This is a genomic window from Mycobacterium sp. NGS67, assembly GCF_059812185.1.
Genome location: NZ_JCALCF010000005.1, coordinates 37,797 through 53,123, shown reverse-complemented (window position 1 = coordinate 53,123; position 15,327 = coordinate 37,797). Strand labels below are relative to the sequence as shown.

21 protein-coding genes are annotated in these 15,327 nt (G+C 66.5%); 18 read left to right on the top strand and 3 right to left on the bottom strand.

Annotated features, from left to right (window positions below; translation table 11 throughout):
* The first annotated feature begins 1 nt into the window (after position 1).
* The 12 genes from AC5Y4D_RS05920 (at position 2) to AC5Y4D_RS05865 (ending at position 9,269) form a co-directional block, all read left to right on the top strand.
* Positions 2–640: a Fic/DOC family protein gene (locus tag AC5Y4D_RS05920; protein WP_500036680.1), complete on the top strand. Its 639-nt coding sequence runs from the start codon at positions 2–4 to the stop codon at positions 638–640.
* 324 nt (positions 641–964) lie between these two features.
* On the top strand, positions 965–2,029 hold the full coding sequence (locus AC5Y4D_RS05915; RefSeq protein ID WP_500036679.1) for a site-specific integrase: 1,065 nt from the start codon (positions 965–967) through the stop codon (positions 2,027–2,029).
* A gap of 56 nt (positions 2,030–2,085) precedes the next feature.
* On the top strand, positions 2,086–2,304 hold the full coding sequence (locus AC5Y4D_RS05910) for a hypothetical protein (protein WP_500036678.1): 219 nt from the start codon (positions 2,086–2,088) through the stop codon (positions 2,302–2,304).
* Positions 2,305–2,307: 3 nt separating this feature from the next.
* Complete coding sequence (locus AC5Y4D_RS05905) at positions 2,308–2,523, top strand: hypothetical protein (protein ID WP_500036677.1); 216 nt, start codon at positions 2,308–2,310, stop codon at positions 2,521–2,523.
* A gap of 429 nt (positions 2,524–2,952) precedes the next feature.
* Positions 2,953–3,984, top strand: coding sequence for a helix-turn-helix domain-containing protein (locus tag AC5Y4D_RS05900; RefSeq protein ID WP_500036676.1), 1,032 nt, complete (start codon positions 2,953–2,955; stop codon positions 3,982–3,984).
* A 332-nt stretch (positions 3,985–4,316) separates the two neighbouring features.
* Positions 4,317–5,966 carry a ParB/RepB/Spo0J family partition protein gene (locus AC5Y4D_RS05895; RefSeq protein ID WP_500036675.1) on the top strand — a complete coding sequence of 550 codons (1,650 nt, stop codon included), beginning with the start codon at positions 4,317–4,319 and terminating at the stop codon, positions 5,964–5,966.
* A gap of 608 nt (positions 5,967–6,574) precedes the next feature.
* Positions 6,575–6,802: a glutaredoxin-like protein NrdH gene (gene nrdH, locus AC5Y4D_RS05890; RefSeq protein ID WP_500036674.1), complete on the top strand. Its 228-nt coding sequence runs from the start codon at positions 6,575–6,577 to the stop codon at positions 6,800–6,802.
* Positions 6,803–6,830: 28 nt separating this feature from the next.
* The gene (locus tag AC5Y4D_RS05885) at positions 6,831–7,127 is read left to right on the top strand and encodes a hypothetical protein (RefSeq protein WP_500036673.1); all 297 of its coding nucleotides are present in this window, start codon (positions 6,831–6,833) and stop codon (positions 7,125–7,127) included.
* A complete protein-coding gene (locus AC5Y4D_RS05880; protein WP_500036672.1) occupies positions 7,124–7,324 on the top strand; it encodes a hypothetical protein in 201 nt (66 codons plus the stop codon). Before AC5Y4D_RS05885 ends, AC5Y4D_RS05880 begins: the two co-directional genes overlap by 4 nt.
* The gene (locus AC5Y4D_RS05875) at positions 7,324–8,373 is read left to right on the top strand and encodes a toprim domain-containing protein (protein ID WP_500036671.1); all 1,050 of its coding nucleotides are present in this window, start codon (positions 7,324–7,326) and stop codon (positions 8,371–8,373) included. Before AC5Y4D_RS05880 ends, AC5Y4D_RS05875 begins: the two co-directional genes overlap by 1 nt.
* The gene (locus AC5Y4D_RS05870) at positions 8,370–8,552 is read left to right on the top strand and encodes a hypothetical protein (RefSeq protein ID WP_500036670.1); all 183 of its coding nucleotides are present in this window, start codon (positions 8,370–8,372) and stop codon (positions 8,550–8,552) included. Before AC5Y4D_RS05875 ends, AC5Y4D_RS05870 begins: the two co-directional genes overlap by 4 nt.
* Before the next feature lie 6 nt (positions 8,553–8,558).
* Complete coding sequence (locus AC5Y4D_RS05865; protein ID WP_500036669.1) at positions 8,559–9,269, top strand: chymotrypsin family serine protease; 711 nt, start codon at positions 8,559–8,561, stop codon at positions 9,267–9,269.
* 240 nt (positions 9,270–9,509) lie between these two features.
* Here the strand turns inward: AC5Y4D_RS05865 and AC5Y4D_RS05860 are convergent, their stop codons facing one another.
* The 3 genes from AC5Y4D_RS05860 to AC5Y4D_RS05850 are packed head-to-tail and all read right to left on the bottom strand — an operon-like array spanning position 9,510 to position 10,364.
* Positions 9,510–9,650 (bottom strand): hypothetical protein, encoded by a 141-nt coding sequence (locus tag AC5Y4D_RS05860; protein ID WP_500036668.1) that lies wholly within the window; start codon positions 9,648–9,650, stop codon positions 9,510–9,512.
* Between the two features lie 47 nt (positions 9,651–9,697).
* The gene (locus AC5Y4D_RS05855) at positions 9,698–10,024 is read right to left on the bottom strand and encodes a helix-turn-helix domain-containing protein (RefSeq protein ID WP_500036667.1); all 327 of its coding nucleotides are present in this window, start codon (positions 10,022–10,024) and stop codon (positions 9,698–9,700) included.
* Positions 10,017–10,364 carry a hypothetical protein gene (locus tag AC5Y4D_RS05850; RefSeq protein WP_500036666.1) on the bottom strand — a complete coding sequence of 116 codons (348 nt, stop codon included), beginning with the start codon at positions 10,362–10,364 and terminating at the stop codon, positions 10,017–10,019. Before AC5Y4D_RS05850 ends, AC5Y4D_RS05855 begins: the two co-directional genes overlap by 8 nt.
* A 390-nt stretch (positions 10,365–10,754) precedes the next feature.
* On the opposite strand from AC5Y4D_RS05850, the gene AC5Y4D_RS05845 reads away from it, so the two are divergent.
* The 6 genes from AC5Y4D_RS05845 to AC5Y4D_RS05820 all read left to right on the top strand — a co-directional run bounded on the left by AC5Y4D_RS05845 (position 10,755) and on the right by AC5Y4D_RS05820 (position 15,190).
* Positions 10,755–11,096: a hypothetical protein gene (locus tag AC5Y4D_RS05845; RefSeq protein ID WP_500036665.1), complete on the top strand. Its 342-nt coding sequence runs from the start codon at positions 10,755–10,757 to the stop codon at positions 11,094–11,096.
* A gap of 27 nt (positions 11,097–11,123) precedes the next feature.
* Positions 11,124–11,468, top strand: a complete 345-nt coding sequence (locus AC5Y4D_RS05840) for a hypothetical protein (RefSeq protein WP_463828183.1) — start codon at positions 11,124–11,126, stop codon at positions 11,466–11,468.
* 390 nt (positions 11,469–11,858) lie between these two features.
* Positions 11,859–12,257: a hypothetical protein gene (locus tag AC5Y4D_RS05835; RefSeq protein WP_500036664.1), complete on the top strand. Its 399-nt coding sequence runs from the start codon at positions 11,859–11,861 to the stop codon at positions 12,255–12,257.
* Positions 12,258–12,356: 99 nt separating this feature from the next.
* Complete coding sequence (locus AC5Y4D_RS05830; protein ID WP_500036663.1) at positions 12,357–12,893, top strand: hypothetical protein; 537 nt, start codon at positions 12,357–12,359, stop codon at positions 12,891–12,893.
* Positions 12,894–13,289: 396 nt separating this feature from the next.
* Positions 13,290–13,829 carry a hypothetical protein gene (locus AC5Y4D_RS05825; protein ID WP_500036662.1) on the top strand — a complete coding sequence of 180 codons (540 nt, stop codon included), beginning with the start codon at positions 13,290–13,292 and terminating at the stop codon, positions 13,827–13,829.
* Positions 13,830–14,221: 392 nt separating this feature from the next.
* Entirely contained in the window at positions 14,222–15,190 is a 969-nt protein-coding gene (locus AC5Y4D_RS05820; RefSeq protein WP_500036661.1) for a DUF4192 domain-containing protein, read from the top strand.
* Positions 15,191–15,327 lie beyond the last annotated feature (137 nt).

The window sequence follows — 15,327 nt, the reverse complement described above, 5'->3', positions numbered from 1 at the left end:
AGTGCCGCATCCCTGGGATACCGGCGATCTCGAACGGAATTGGCGGGGCTACTTCATTCCTGGCACGAACGTTCTGAGGAATCGTGTCGATGCCGAGACAACGGAGGCGCTGCGGGACGCGGAGAACGATCTCGTCGAGGCTCGGGTTATCGAACTTCGCGAGGCCCCCGAAATTCTGGGTGACCGTACATATGATTTGCCATACCTGCGCGCGATCCACTGTCAGCTATTTCAAGACGTCTACGTCTGGGCGGGTGATCTGCGGACAGTCGGCATCGAGAAGAGCGGCGAGTCATTCTGTCCCCCAGGCAGCATCGGCCAGCCGATGACTCATGTCGCCGCTGAGGTCCACCGGCTCGACCGGCTCAGGGATGTTCCCGAGGCTGAGCTCGCCCGCACCGTCGCCTACCTGTACGACTACGCGAACTTTGCCCATCCCTTCCGCGAGGGCAACGGCCGCTCCACCCGCGAGTTCTTCGACCTCCTCCTCTCAGAACGCGGCGCCGGCCTCGACTGGCAGAAGACCGACCTGACCGAGTTGCACAGCGCATGCCACGCCGCGCGAGCCGAATTCGACCTCGCAAGGCTGACAGCGATGTTCGCGAGAATCCTCGACGCTGACCCTGCATACGATTTCTGATCGGGCAGGGCGGCTGCCTAGCGTTCTGACTCGACCGCCGCTCGTGGACCTCGGCAATCGCCACGGTGCCAGCCGACGCGGCGGCCGTCGCTGAACGGTGAAAAGTGTTGTCGCTGTTTGTGTCCCTTCAGCTTAAAGTCGAAGGGTGATCATTGGAGTGGCGACGAGATGCCTCTGATCCGCGCTCGGGCGGGGTAGTCCTGGACGGCCTGGTGGTGATGCGCAGGCCCGAGGAATCGCGGGTCTTGGCCCCAGAACGCTCGGACACTCCCCTGCCCAGGCGACCCGCCCATATTCATGGATAACCGCTATTATGCATGAACCATGTCACCCGCCGAACCGCTCTCGCCCGGTCCGCCGGCGCGCACTGACGCCGACCGCCCGCAGTGGTTTCGGGCGTTTCTGGCCGATCGGAGCACCCGCAAGCCCTCACCGCACACCGTGGATGCGTATCGGCGTGACTTCGATGCGATCGCTGCCGTGCTCGCCGGCGGACCCGAACACCTGGCCGCGTTGGACTGCGCCGCGATCACCAAAGACACGATGCGCCAGGCCTTCGCGGTGTTCGCCGCCGCCCGTGAAGCGGCCTCCATCCGGCGCTGCTGGTCGACGTGGAACACGCTGTGCAGCTATCTGTTTACCGCCGAGCTACTCGAGGCCAATCCGATGCAATTCGTCGGCCGGCCCAAGGTCGCCAAAAACCTGCCGAAGTCACTTCCCGCCGCGGCCGCCAAGGCCCTCGTCGACGCCGTCGCAGACCACAGTGACACGAAACTGCGCAACGAATGGCCCGAACGCGACCGCGCCCTCATCTTGACCACCCTGCTCACGGGCCTTCGCGCCGGCGAATTACGCGCCGCCAACATCGGCGACGTCCGCCTCGCCGACCAGGGTGGGGTGATCCACGTGCGCGGCAAGGGAAATAAGGACCGCGCTATCCCGATCGAAGCAGCGCTGCTCGACGTCTTACACGACTACCTGGCCAGTCGCGGCACTCGATTCCCCGCCGCCACCCGTCGTCGGCAGGCCGGCGACGTTCCTGCGCTGCGCCGCTGGCCCACCACAGCGCCGCTATTCGTCGGCGTCGACGGACAGCGAATCACCCGCGGGGCACTGCAATACCGGGTTCTGCGCGCATTCAAATTGGCCGGCCCAGACGCGCACCGCAACCCCGGCGCCCTCGTGCACGCCCTGCGCCACACCTACGCCACCGAGCTGGCCAACACTAACATCAGCGTCTACAGCCTCATGCGGCTTCTCGGCCACGAGTCCATGGCCACCTCCCAGCGCTACGTCAGCGCCGCGGGTGCCGAAACCCGTTCCGCTGCAGCGATAAACCCGTTGTATCAGCTCGTCGACACCTCTCCCCCATCCGCGGATGAGCGTTAGCTCGCCGAAGGACCGCAGCGACCCACTGGTCAGCTGGGGAGATAGGCTGCGTTTCTGTGGGGGTTGTCCATGAATATTTCGTGCGCGATGATGACGAGCAGGGGTCGTTGCTGCTCGATACACCTGAGCGCGGTGTCATCGGGATGTGTACCATCACCGAGTTAGTCAGTCTCGAAGCCCTGCTGATGGATTCGGCTGGCATTGAGACAACGATCTCGCAGTTGATGGACCGTCCCGACCACGGCGTTGTCGTTGCCCACGACGACGAGCCCTGACACGTGTTCGTCGACCGGATCGCCGATCACACCACCGCGTTGATCGCCGCCGCCGGCCCCGAACAACTCCGCACCGCACTGCAGCCCTGGTCGCAGATCGAAGAGTTCGCCGGACAAGTCACCGCCGGCGAGCTCGCGGAGGTGATGGCGCTGCTGCAGCCGCTGTTCCGCCAGGCCGTCCAGCACGGCCGCCACATTTACGTCCGCACTTCCTGCTGACCGGGTGTCAGCGCCCATCGAGATTCAGTAATCGGCACTGGGGCCCGCTCTTCGGTGTGAAAACGGTGTGCTGGCAAGCCACGCAGCTGTGTGAACGGTGAAGCGATCCACATGCGCAGTGCGAGGTGCCTACAAGTACCTGGAAGGCACCTAAGCCGGCGCCGCACGCCGGGCAGTGCGAGGGTCCCACTTCTTCCCAGCCGCGATGAGTCTGCCGAAGACGCATTCGGCTCATGCTAGCCATCGGCACCGTCAGAAAATTGGTGAGCCGCGGCCGTCGCGCTGGGCCATTGGCGGGGCTTAGCCTCGCAATTATGCGAACTGATCGGATTGGTGATGGGTAGCCCATCAGCCCGGACCGTTGCGCTCCGTGACCAGATACTGGCCGCGCTACGCGCGGAGAGCCCGTTGCCGATATCGACGCGTCGCGTGTGCGAACTCCTCGGCGCGCACCGATACGACGAGACCGGCTACCGAATCTATCCGCAACTATGCGCCCTTGACAGGCTGGGCATCGTCGAGCGCCTCCGCCGCGGAGGCGACTGCCGCGACGTCTTCTGGCGTTTTCTCGGCGATCCCACGGAAGCTGATTTCAACGCTGCCGTCGACGCCACGCAGCACCCCAAATCAGAAGCTATCGAGCTGCGACACCGGCAGCGGTCAGACGAGCTGACAGAGGCGACGTTAGCAACTCTCGACCGCTATATCACGGCGTTCGACGTGGCGCAAAGACGGTTCGCCGCCGCGGCGTCATCAAACGATACCGACGCCGAAACTGGCGCAGCCGATGAACTAGCTGCTCTCGCAAGGCAATTCGTAGACGTGTGGACAAACTGGCCGTTAGAAAAATTGGTGAGACCCATGTGCGCGGGTGAACCATCACAAGGGCCTAGCCCCGAGAGTATGCGACAGCAGCCCGCTTCCGATGTCCACGCCTGGGCGCGTAGCGCCGCGGTCGGATCTCCCTTGGCACGAATGATTCTCGTGGTGTTGGCCGACGGAGCGAAGGACGACCGCACTGTGTGTATCTCCCTTCGCGCCTTGGTCGAACAGTCTGGAGCCGCGCGAAGCACGGTGTTGCGTGCTCTCAACGATTTAGAAGAGCGGGGGTTGCTGAGCCGGCGATCGCAATTCGACGCTGACGGGGCTCGCCTGCCCAGTCGATATCACCTCAATTGCGCCCCTGCGCAACGCCTTCGAGGTCCGGCCACAGCGGCTCGGTCAGCCCGCGGCGTTCCTTCCCGGCGGGCCCGGGCCTGCAGTGTCGCCGCGGAGCGCCGGTGGGAGGCGCTGCCGCCGCTGCTGCCGGTTGCCGATGCGGCACCGTTGTTGGGAATCAGTCCTCACACTGTGTATCGGTTGATCGCCCGCGATGAGCTGCCGTTTCGCCGGGTCGGTTCCCGCCGGGTCTATATCGACACGGCGCGCCTGCGCGACCTGCTCGACCCGTTGCCACGCTGATCGTCGACGCCGGCACGTAAGCCGCGCCACGGCGTTCCATTCGCAAAGCACAGCACGTAGACCGTGCGCGCGAATGCGGCGACGGCGTCGTTTTTGCCTTCTGGCCTTCGATTATGGCCGGCGCTCCGCTTCGCGCAAGGCCACGGCCTCCGCTGCGCTACGGGCACAAGGCTGGCAAAGTCTCGCGCGCTGCTCGCAGGCTCGCACCTTCGACACTCTGCGCCCGGACCTTGCACTCTCGCGGAGCTGTTGCCGGCCCAAATCTTGGCTGCCAGAAGGCAAAAAATGTGGGCGGCCCGCAAGGGGCGCTGACAACCGAGAAAGGTTCCGTCATGACCGACACCATCACCACCGAGGCCGAGCAGACCACCGGTGAGCACCCCGCGCTGGGTGTCATCGAGCACATCGACCCGCACAGCCTGGTCCTGGACGCCAACGTCCGCGACGAGGCCACCCTCGGCGCGCAGTTCGTGGCCAGCATCAAAGAGCACGGGGTTCTCACCCCGATTGCCGCCGTACGCGATCGCGACGGCCAGCTGCGGGTGCGTTCCGGGCAGCGCCGCACCCTGGCAGCACGGGAAGCCGGACTGGCGAGCGTGCCGGTATATGTCCGTACCGCATCCGCCGGTGAGGACGACAAAGCCCAACTCGTGGAACGGGTTTCGGAGCAGATCGTGGAGAACGACCAGCGCGCACAGCTCACCGAGCTTCAGCGCACCCGTGGTATCCAGCAGATGATCGACGCTGGGGTGTCGATCACCAGGGTTGCCAAGAAGTTGTCGGTCGGCAAGGACACCGTGAAGGCAGCGGCGGCGGCGGCGAAGTCGCAGGCGGCGATGCAGGGGTTGGCCGAGGGGCAGCTGAGCTTGAGCGAGGCGGCGGCGCTCACCGAGTTCGAGGACTTGCCCGGTGCGATCAACCGGCTGATGCAGGTGGCGGGCACGCGTAGTTTTGAGCACGTCGTGGCCCAACTGCGCCAGGAACGCGCTGCCGCCGAGGCCGAAGCGGCGGCGGCCCAGCCCTACGTGGAGCGGGGGTTCACCTGGCTACAGCAGCGCCCGGAAGCCTCAGATCCTGGCTGCATCGCCTTGCACCACCTGCTCACCGCAGACGGTGACCAGGCCGATGAGCAGGCGGTGACCGACCCGGCCCAGTGGGCGGTGCTGTTGTACGAAACCGAGATCGTGGTTGATGCCGAGACCGGCGAGGCCGTCGATGAGGACGACGTGGACTGGGACACCCAGGACCAGCCCGAGGCCACCCCCGCCGAGGGATTGCGCCACGCCGACACCGTCACCGATGCCACCAGATACGTCCCGCAGTACTTCTGCCTGGACTTCCGCGCCGCAGGTCTGACACCGGAGCCGTGGTTCGCCCGCCGCGCCGGACTGGCCGAGGACACCAGCAGCGGTGAGGGGGCAGTGGACCTCGACGCCGATGCGGTCCAGGCGCGCCGGGAGCGGGCCGAAGCCGAGCGGGCCGAGGCCGACAAGCGGGAACGCCGCAAGGTGTTGGCGTTGAACAAGCTCGGTGATGCCGCGATGGGTGTGCGCCGCGATTTCCTGACCAAGCTGCTGGCGCGCAAGACCCCACCCAAGGGTGCGGCGATCTTCGTCGCCACCTGCCTGGCTGGCGACCCGTACCTGCTGACTCATCACAACGCGGTGGAGACGACCGCCGAGCTGCTCGGCATCGAGCGCACCGCCGTGGCCAAGCAGGCCAGCGACCTCGGTGCAGGCGGTGACAATCGTGCCCAGGTGATCACGTTGGCTCTGGTGTTGGGAGCGCTGGAATCATCGACCCCCAAGGACGCCTGGCGCGGTGCCGCACACGGCTACGGCCCTCGCGTCGGCAGCGCGGACTTCCTGCGGTGGCTGGCCTCTAACGACTACCCACTGGCAGCGGTCGAGGAAATCATCACCGGCACAACCGATGCCGAGACCGTCTACAGCGAGTATCTGTCCGACGCCGGGAAGCAGTAACTTCGGCGGCTGGTGGGGGTCAGGGCTTCGGCGCTGGCCCCCACTCCCATCTGAGCGACCAATCCTGTTGTGCGACAAACACACTGCATTTTGCCTTCTGGCTTGTCGATCGTGACCGGCCGGATCGGCTGCACGCAAGGCACCCCCGGGCCTTGGGCTCCACCGCCCGTAACCCGGTCTAGATCGTGCTGCCAGAAGGGCAAAAAGAATGGATGTCACAGACGGACGGGAATCAAATGAAGTGTGCAGGAAGGGGAACGCATCAGCCGATATGTTACGACAATCAATCTTGGTTACTGGATGCGCGGAATCCGTCAGATAATGCATTTCTTCGCCGGGTCACTTCGCGCGAGAATCAGGGCGACACCGCCGCGCTGCACAGTGACCAGGCCAGGAGACCCGTCCCAAGCGAAATATGCTGTCAAACAATTGGACTGACTGGCGTCGGCCCGTGGTGAAGAGTAGTGATTCCGGCGTCCGATACGCAAAGAGAATCCGTGACAAAAGATCAACAAATTTGTTTCTCACTGATGTAGCGCCAGCCTAATTGGCGCAGTAATATTGAATTATCAATAACCCATCCCGCATTTACTGCCAGGGGGCTACCAATGTCTATTCTCACCGTCTACACCAAACCCGCATGCGTGCAATGCACCGCCACATTCCGCGCACTCGATAAAGCAGGCGTGCACTACCAGACAATCGACATCACCACCGACGCCGAGGCCCGCGACTACGTGATGGCGCTGGGCTACCTGCAAGCACCCGTGGTGGTCGCCGAGGACACGCACTGGGGGGGCTTTCGCCCGGACCGCATCAAGGCGCTGGCCGCCTAGGCCGCCTTCCATCGAAAGGACAACTGCCATGCCTACTTTCGCCGCCCTGGACCACGACCTGCACGACATCGGTGAACTCGACCATCTCGAACGCATCGGTGAAACCCGCGCTCAACTGCTCGCCCACATCGCGGCCGGCATCGAATCCCTGCAAAGCGCGGCCGACACCCTGGATCGGTTGTGCAGCAACACTGTCTACGACGCCGACTTCATCGACGGCCGTGACGGCCGCGACGTCGCCGCGTTCCTGGACGAAACCATCCGCAACGCTCGCGCCACCTACGCCGTCGTACACGCCGTCATCGACAACGGGGTCCCGCGATGAGCTCCGCACACCACACCTGGCGACCGCGTGATGCCTTCGAGCACGTCCACCAGGCGTTCGAGGCTGCCGGTCACCGCATCCGCCCCCGGGGGACCGATGCCTTCATGGCAAGTTGCCCGCTGCACACCGACTACAGCCCGTCGCTGTCGGTCACCTGGCGGCCCACCGGGCGCGGCGACCGGGGGGCGCGGTGCTGATGCACTGCTTTAGCTGTCAGGCCAGCATTGCCGACCTCGCCGCAGCCCTCGGATTGCGGGTGGCCGGGCTGTTCGACGCCCCCGCACCGGCTCCCACCAATCACCCCACCAGGCACCGTCGCAGCGCCGCTGCGCGGCCCGCGCTCGTCTCGGGTCCATTGCCCGCGCGGATCACCCGAACCGCCGACCCTTCCGATCACCAGTGGACGACGGTGCGCGTCTACACCTACACCACCGACCGCGGACTGCCCCACCAGCAAGTGCTGCGCCAAGAATGCGGATGCAACGGCAACCGGCACAGACGATTTCAGCAACGCTACCGCGACGGCCGCCGCTGGGTGTACCGCAAACCCGAAGGATTCACCCCCGTGCTCTACCGCAGTAGCGCGATCGGTACCGCCGCCGCCACCGACGAGTGGATCTGGATCACCGAAGGCGAGAAAGACGCCGACACCCTCACCCGCGCAGGCCGTCTGGCCACCACCAACGCCCAAGGAGCCGCCCACTTCACCGACGATCTGCTCGCGCACTTCGACGGGCTCAAGGTGGTCATCGCCGCCGACCGGGATCTGGCCGGCTACCGGCGCGCCCTGGACCTGCACACCCGGCTGCGCCGACGCGCCGCGCAGGTTGTCATCGTGCTCGCAGCGCTGCAGGCCGACAAATCCGACATCACCGATCACCTCGCCGCCGGCCTATGGCAACCGGGCGAACCTTTCGGCGGGCTCACCGTGGTCAGCCTCGACGAACTGCACGCCCTGGCCCTGGCCGCCACCGCCGCCACGGCCGCCGACCAATGCGCGACCGCGCTGGCCGAAGCACGCGCCACCGTCACCCAAGCGCACACCCACCGCCGGTGGCTGGCCGAAGCCGCCCGCCAACTGCGCGCCGTACACCACCAACACCAGCAGCTGACCAAGATCGTGCGCCACAAACGTTCAGCAACCGCCGAGACGGCCCTGCGCACCGTCACCGCACTGCGCACCCGCGCCGCCGCCGACTACCGCCGCAGCGCCACCGCCGAGCCTCGCCTGCAGGAGTCCGCATGAACACCGGCATCGAAACCCTCGTCACCGCACAAGTCACCACCGCCATCACCGCGGCCGCAGGCCGCACCGGCGGCCCGGCCGCCCACACCGCCCGCGCCTGGATCGACGGCCTGTGCGCGCGCGCCCAACTGCGCTCCGAACGACGCCTCCGCCCACACCGCCCGCACTCCTCGAGGTAGGAACCCATGCACATCACCCGCCGAGTCCGTGCCGCCCTGACCGCCCTGTCTCTTACTCTTGCGGTCATCGCCGTGGCCGGATCACCACCGGCCCGAGCCGACATACCCACGGTCAGCCCCGGTGACCGTATCGAATACCTCAGTCCCACCGCCGATGTCACCATGTTCTGCACCATCGGCTACGTCTACACCGGCCGCGACCTGCACACCTACGCCGTCACCGCCGGGCACTGCCGAGGCAAGACCGCGGGCTACGCCCGCGCCACCCGCACCGGATTGACCGGAGATTTTACCCGCGCCACCCGCACCGGATTGACCGGAGATTTTACCCGCGCCATCGTCGAACCGCCCTACCAGGGCGGCCCCGACTACGGCCTGATCGACTTCGGTATCCGATCACTGCCGCTGGCCTACATCGGCGAGACCCCCACCACCAACCGTCACCCCCAACCCGAAAAAGGCCAGCAAGTCTGTCGCGCCGGAGTCTCCAGCGGCCAACACTGCGGAGCCATCACCGGATACGCCGGCAAAAACCAATACCTCACCACCGGCATGCCGGCCAGCATCCCCGGCGACTCCGGCGGCCCCGTCTGGCTCACCACCGCAACCGGATCCGCCGAAATCATCGGCATCTGGCTCGGCGAAAAAACCACCACCAACGGCCAAGAACACGGCCGCTTCGCCTCCCTGGCCGACGGCCTGCAACTGCTGAACTGATCCGAGGAATCGACCCTTGCCACCCTCCACGTTCCCGCCCGCCGATGGCGATGGCGACGTGGGCATTCCCACCACGCGACACCGTCGTGTCGGGGCCGAGTTCATCACCGTAGATAGCGAGATCCTGGCATTACGGCGCTGTTCATGCCGGCTGCAGTTCCTCGGAGGGAGGTGCCCCAACGCGGGAACGCCCTACCTGTATCGCCCGCCAACAGCCACCTGAGGACAGGCGCGCCGCAACTAGTACGGCAGGTCGCACACTGCGATATCGCAACGCGATTGGTGCGCTGACCACTCACCGGTGACCACCCAAGTCATCAGCGCAACCGGCACCGGACCCGGTGACTCCACCATCAACCGCCACAACGCCGTCTCGACCACGCCCTCCAGAGTAATGCGGGACGGTGACCGACGCTCCCGGCCGCGCGCTAGGTGAGGCTGAACTCCATGTCCTCACCGTTGACAGTCACCGCAAGACGCGCGTTCTCGACGCCCGCGGCACGCATGTAGTCCGCCAGCGTCGACAACAGCCAGTCTTGCTGGCCCTCAATCTTTGACACCGAACCTTGGCTGATCCCCAACCGTGCGGCCAGGTCGGTCTGTGTCAACGCGGCAGCTTTGCGAATTGCCGCGAGATTGACGGCGTACTGGCGGTCCATCTCGCGCATCCCCTCGCGGATCGCGGCCACCCGCGCCGCCCGCTGCGCATCGGCACGCATGTTTTGCAGGCGTTGATTGCCCCTATCCCTAGCCATCTCGTTCCACCTCTCGTTGCCATTGCGCGATTGCCGCGTCCGCGCGAGCCCCGACGCTGTTGTAAAACACATCGCCCATGCGGGCTTTGTCGCCGGCGAACAGCGCCACCACCACGTGCCGGTCATCGGGAAACCAACAGATCAACCGCACCGCGACATCCGGATCGAACGGATGCGAAACCCGCCACACCGCAAACTTTCTCGACTGGCGCACACGCCGCAGCACGGCGGTGTCCTCGACAGGTTCGCCGGTCAGTTCCTCAAGAACCACCAATTGGGCATCGATGTAGTCGAGTTGCAGCCGGGCAATCCGGCTGCCCTCCTCGGCGGCGGATTCCAACCGGTTGAGCCAACCATCGAACTCCGCTGTCCAATCGATCAACACCACCCAAGTATAGCCTACAAGCGATATAGGCTGCAACGCATATAACACGGCTGTGGCGCGGAGTGCTCACCGAAATCCGCAGCCCCTCAACATTTTTGCCTGTCAGCGGGCAGCAAGTATGACCGGTGAGGGCCCCGTCGCTGTCAACCCACACCCGGCGGGCTCGCCCGTTCTACGCTCCCGCCGCCCTGGCGGGCGGCTCCCGCTGCGCCCGTGCGGCACCGGCGGCATAGCCGCCTCCTGCTGATCCGCCGGCCTCTGCGGGGTTGACACCGCCACCCCACCGGTCCCCCGAAGCCCGCGCCACCAGGCGCAGATCACCACTACCGCAAAGGAATCTTGGCCATGAATACCACCGAGCACACCATCGACCCGTGGACCAGCACCGACCACGACCCGCACCAGCCGCCAGCTGTGGGCAGCGACGCCGATGCCGAAAACATCTACGCCGGCTGGGATTTGGAAATCGAACACCACCGCGCCCAACTCGTCACCAGCCTCAACACCGCCCTGAGCGCACTCACCGGAGCCCACGCAGCGGTCAGCGCCCTGCTCAGTGACCAGGTCTACGACGTCGAGTTCAGCGAAGGTACCAGCGGCGAGGACGTGGCCGCGTTCATCACCGAAAGCCTGCGGCTCACCCGCGTCGCCTACGCCCTGACCCAACACGTCACCGACCGGTCCTGACCCGGCCACACTCCGAAAGGACCAATCATGAGCGAGTTCTGGGAACAATGGGCCGCCACGGCCGCCGCGCCGATCCAGTGCCTCAAACGCCGCGCCACGGTGGCCTTCCGCGAAGAACGCCACCTCGGCCTGGTCATTCGGCGCCGCTGGATCACCTTCCCCGACGAAATTAACGGCGCCCCAGTCATCGTCGAGATGCCCGAGAACGCACCGACCAAAACGTGCGACCAGGGCCGCCACGATCAGTGCGGGCATCGCCTCGGCGGCCCGCACGAAGGCGGCATTTTGCTCAAGCTGTCCCTGCCCGGTTTCTGCTGGCGCTGTGGCTGCCCCTGCCACAACGACCCGCACCGCGCCGGGCGCCTGTTCTAACACCCCGGGCCCGGCCAACTCCCCCACCGCACGGGGGTTGGCCGGTCCCCTTTTTTCTTCCGGCCCACCACCGGCCAAGTTTGCCGCCCGGGCTGCGCTGCCGCCCGCCGGTGGCGTCGCGTCATCCGTAGCTGCTCAACTCTATTGCCGTCAGCTTGGGGGTGAAGCGTAATCGGCTGGGGGCCCGAGCGGTCAACCCACGCCCGGTGGTGGCGCCGGCGGCGAAGGACATTTTCGGCCCTACCCAGCTCGCTGCCGCTCGCGGGCCGAAAATCCGCCGGCTCCGACCACCGGACTCTTCGGGGTTGACCGCCCACCCTCACCCGATTGACGCCCACCCCTAGCGCTGACCGGCGCAACCAAGCACCACAGGAGAACGGAAGAAACATCATGTCCTACAACCGCATCGCCATCCTGGCCGCACTACACACCCAACTGCTCGCCGGCAAACCCGACCCCAGCCGCGGCCTGGCCGAGCTCGCCGGACGACTCGTCCTCGACGACACCTTCAACAAGATCCCGCTGCACCACATCGCCGAACGCCGCCCCCTGGCCGCAGCACTGCTGTGGACCCGCATCGCCGATCACCTGAGCGGGCAAGCCCGCATCGAAAGCCTCACCCTGGCCGCCACCTTAGCCCTGGCCGGCGGAAACCCCGGCATCAGCGCCACCCTCATCGACCGCGTCGACGTCGCAGCACGCCGCGAGCACACCCAGGCCCCGCCCATCCTCGAGGTCCTCAAACTCGACCACCGCGTCCGCGAGCACCACCACGCCGTCGCGGTCTAACACGACACCCCGGCCGGGTACCGCACAGGGCCCGGCCGGGTGTGTCCCCAACCCGCCCACCAACCCCACATCACCATCAAAGAATCAGGAGACAACATCATGGCGCGCAGCAAGATTCACACCACAACGACACCGAACCCCACCACCTACCACCTCGCCGAGCGACTCACAGGCCTGGCCATCGACAGCCTCTACCGCTTCACCGAAGGCCACCGCACCCTGGCCCCCATCGACGGGCACACCGTCACCGCCCTGCACACCACCCACCCCTGGGGATACAGCGCCCAACTGCACGCCACCGACCGCCACGGGAACCTGCATACCGCCGCCGAAGCCACCGCCAGACGCGCCCTGCCCACGGCCATCAGCTCACGAATCAGAACCTTCCGCAGCGGGCCACTGGCATGGCACAACGCCGCCGCCCGCATCACCGACGACGCCTGCCCCGACCCCGCCGACGCCGCCATGTTCGTTGCCTCTGGCCACCACCACTACCAACTGAGCCGCCGCCTGAACCCGGCCAACTTGCGCGAATACTGGGATCTACGCATCGACGGACAGCGCCACGAGCCGGCCTTCGCCGGACCCACCGGCGCAGCCGAATACGTCACCGACACCACCGAAGCGCGACGCTAACCATCCACCAAGGCCCGGCCAGCACCCTTCACCACACCAGGGGTTGGCCGGGCCCCTTTTTTGTTCCGGCCCGGAACCAGGCCTGGCTGCCGCGCGCAGTGGCGGTCACGCCCGCCGGTGGCGTCGCGGAATCCGTAGCCGCTCAACTCTATTGCCGTCAGCTTGGGGCACAGCGTAATCGGCCGGGGGCCCGAGCGCTCAACCCACGCCCGGCGCCGGCGCCGGCGGCGAAGGACATTTTGCGGCCCTACCCAGCTCGCTGCGCTCGCGGGCCGAAAATCCGCCGGCCCCCGACCACCGGACTCTTCGGGATTGACCGCCCACCCTCACCCGATTGACGCCCACCCCTAGCGCTGACCGGCGCAGCCAATCACCACAGGAGAACGGAGAACACCCATGACCACCTCGGCCAAGCCCAACCACCTCACCCCGGCCGCGACCATCACCCACAGCATCGTCACCGTCAAAGGCCAACAGCACGCCGAGGTCTCCGCCCACCACGCGCGCACCCCGGACGCCCGAATCTCTCTGGCCTGTGCTGGTATTCACATGATCTTCTACAGCTGCCATGCCGTGCAGGGGCTGCTCGAGGCGTTCACCGCCGCCCGCACACAGATGCTGGGTATTCCCCACCACATTCCGGCACTGCGGCGCGACCCGCACGAGATCGAGGCCCGTGTGGCGCTCAGCGTCGAGTGGACGCGCCGACCCACCTACGCCGTCGTCACCCAATCCGCGCTCAACCGGATCAAAACCGCGAACGTCAACTGGATCGACCTCTACACCGGCCCACTGACCTGGCAGCTTCGCGACCAAGCCGGACTGCTGTCCATGATCGAACTGCTGCGCCGCACACATCAGACCGCGATCGCGATCTTCGCCGACGGCCGGCAATACGACGCAGACCCCACCAGCTGCGACTACCGGATCGCCTGACCGTGCAGGTCGGCCTGGCCAGCCCCCCGCCATACGGAGGGCTGGCCAGGCCCCCCTTTTTTCTTCCGGCTCACAACCCCGCCGGCTGCCAGCCGACTGCGCTGGTGCCCGCCCGTGGCGCCGCGTAATCCGTAGCCGCTCAACTCTATTGCCGTCAGCAAGGGGGCAAAGCGTAATCGGCCGGGGGCCCGAGCGGTCAACCCACGCCCGGCGCCGGCGCCGGCGGCGGAAGACATTTTCGGCCCTACCCAGCTCGCTGCCGCTCGCGGGCCGAAAATCCGCCGGCCCCGACCACCGGACTCTTCGGGGTTGACCGCCCACCCTCACCCGATTGACGCCCACCCCCAGCGCTGACCGGCGCAGCCAATCACCTTCACCGAACGGAGAACACCATGGAGAACTTCAACGCACTGCGCACCCCCGCCGACATCGTCGCCGCCGCACCAGGCCTGCTCGGATTTGTTCCCACCAAAAGCATCGTGGTCTACCTGCTTCAGCAGCACCCGACCACCGGTCTTGGCGTGCGCTGCGCGGCCCGCTTCGATATCACCAACAGCACCGAGCAAGCCACCAACTTTCCCGCCACCTGCAACCTGCGCGCCGGGAACTTCGCCGCCGCGATCATCCTCGCGGTCTGCGACCAACCCCACGACATCCACGCCCGCCACCTGCTCGAGGCCACCCGAGAGTCCCTGCGCGCCATCAACATCGAGGTGTTGCGCTGCCTGCATACCCGCGACGTCACCGAGACCGGCCAGTGGCTCGACATCGACACCGGCCAGTACGGACCCACCTACCCCTACACCGACGCTGTGCTCACCGCCCAACTCGTCCACAGCGGCCACACCATCCGCGCCCACCGCAGCGACATCGAGGACGAATTCAGCCCGTTGCCGCCGGCACCCCCGGCCCAGATCGGCAACCACGCCCGCCTCGTCGAAGCCACCGTCGGGGAGATCACTGCCGCCCTGGCCGGCGGGCCCATCACCAACCCCACCCTGGCCACCCGCGCGGGCATCCTGATCACCGCACACCCCGCCCTGCGCGACGCGATGATCGGGCTGGCCATCGACACCCCCGAGTACGCCGCGGACCTGTGGACCCACATCGCCCGCCGACTGCGCGGAGCACCCCGCGCCGAAGCCCTCACCGTCGCGGCGGCCTGCCTGTGCCTGAACGGGGACACCGTGCGCGCCGGCATCGCCCTAGACGCCGCGTTCGACGAAGCCCACTCCAGCCACACACCCGAGCCGCGGCTGGCCGGTCTGCTCTCGGCCGCACTGCGTGCGGGGCTCTCACCGGAAAAGATCAGCCAAGCGCTCATCGCCGCTACCGAACCCCGCACTCCCGACACCGACTGATTACCACCCGAGCCTGGACCGGCCAGCTCCCACCGCACGGGGGTTGGCCGGTCCCCTTTTTCTTCCGGCCCCACACCGGCCAACCGCCGAAGGCAACCCCTGTCGCTGCCGCCCGTGGCGTCGCGTAATCCGCAGCC